Annotated in this window: 1 pseudogene; it reads left to right on the top strand. The window is 48.5% G+C overall.

The window, feature by feature from the left end:
- The first annotated feature begins 147 nt into the window (after nt 1-147).
- Nucleotides 148-1,346, top strand: a pseudogene (locus QUA00_RS36635) (ISAs1 family transposase).
- The last annotated feature ends 218 nt before the right edge of the window (nt 1,347-1,564 follow it).

The raw sequence follows: 1,564 nt of genomic DNA, 5'->3' as shown, positions 1-1,564 counted from the left end.
CAGGGTAAACGCATCTAATTTTGTATAAATTGTACTTGACAAAACGCCACCAAGAGGAAAGGGATTTTTTCTTAGTCAACGTGCATAATAGATTGGCTAGAGGACATCTTCAATAGACGTTAAGGTTGGATATCCCGGAATAAGCGTATGGCTAGAGGCTTTGGTTGTCCCGTTGTCAGGCCAGAACAAGTGCGTGAGGCTAAAATACTCAGAAACAGTGTTCTCAACTATTTCCAGCACATCCAAGATCCGCGAGTGGAACGAACGAAATATCATGGTTTGACACAGATTATCACCATTGCTCTTTTGGCAGTCCTCTCAGCTGCCGATGGGTTTGTGGCGATAGAAACCTATGGCAAGGCTAAGCAATCTTGGTTGGAGACGTTTTTAGATTTGCCCCACGGGGTTCCATCCCACGATACCTTCGCCCGAGTGTTTGGGATGCTCGATCCGCAAGCGATACAGGAGAGTTTTCTTTTGTGGGTGAGCAGCATCACCGAGAGACTGGGCATCAAGGTAATTCATATCGACGGCAAGACGGCCTCCCGGTTCCTATGACCGGGAGGGGAAGCTCAAAGCGCTACATAGTGTAAGTAAGTGCCTGGAGCAGTGAACACGGCTTGGTACTGGCTCAACACAAAGTTGATAGCAAGTCGAATGAAATTACAGCCGTCCCCCTCCTACTAAAGTTACTCAACCTCAAAGGGGCTGTGGTGACGCTGGATGCAATGGGAACACAGACAGAGATTGCCCAGCTTGCTCAAGCAAGCCGGAGGAGAGTATGTGCTAGCCCTCAAAGGCAATCAGAAAAAACTAAGCGACCAAGTGGCGGCTTGGTTTGAGCAGGCTATTGCCCGGAACTGGCATGGGGTTGAGTATGATTATCACAAAACGGTGGAGACGGGACACCATCGGATTGAAACCCGTCAGGTCTGGGCAGTACCGATAAATCAACTACCACCGTTGCATCGGCAAAGCTTGTGGGTGGGCTTAACTACTATTGTCATGGTCAAGCGAACCCGTCAATTGTGGAACACAACGACAACGGAAGTTGGCTTCTACCTCAGCTCCTTGGAAGCAGATGCTCAGCAACACAACCGGGCGATTCGATCCCACTGGAGTATCGAGAACAGTTTGCATCTTCGTACTTGATGTAACCTTCAACGAAGATGCCTGTCGGATTCGCCAGGGATATGCCTCGGAAAACCTGGGACTATTGCGCCGTTTAAGCGTCAACTTGCAAAGAGCGTGAACCTTCTAAGATGAGTCTGGCGATGAAGCGATATCGAGCGGGCATAGATAACGACTTCCTGCTGAATATCATGTCCGCGAGTACATCGAAGTGAAAGGGGTTCAATCAACATAACCCAAAAGCCATAATGACCTGTCCGAGGAGGTGCAGCACCAAACGCAATCGGTATTACATTTATATGGTACTCATAAGTCGGCAGAATCTCGCAAGCGAGTCTGGAGCAATGCCAGAGTCTCCATTTTGAACGAGCAACCTGTTTTTTCGTCAGCTTCTATAGATTTGCAGGACTTAATTTAGATGCGTTTACCCTGG

It is taken from the genome of Microcoleus sp. T2B6, assembly GCF_036700475.1.
In the GTDB taxonomy this organism is placed as follows: Bacteria; Cyanobacteriota; Cyanobacteriia; order Cyanobacteriales; family Microcoleaceae; genus Microcoleus.
The sequence above is the reverse complement of the archived record's forward strand: the minus strand, read 5'-3'. Positions and strand labels throughout refer to the sequence as shown.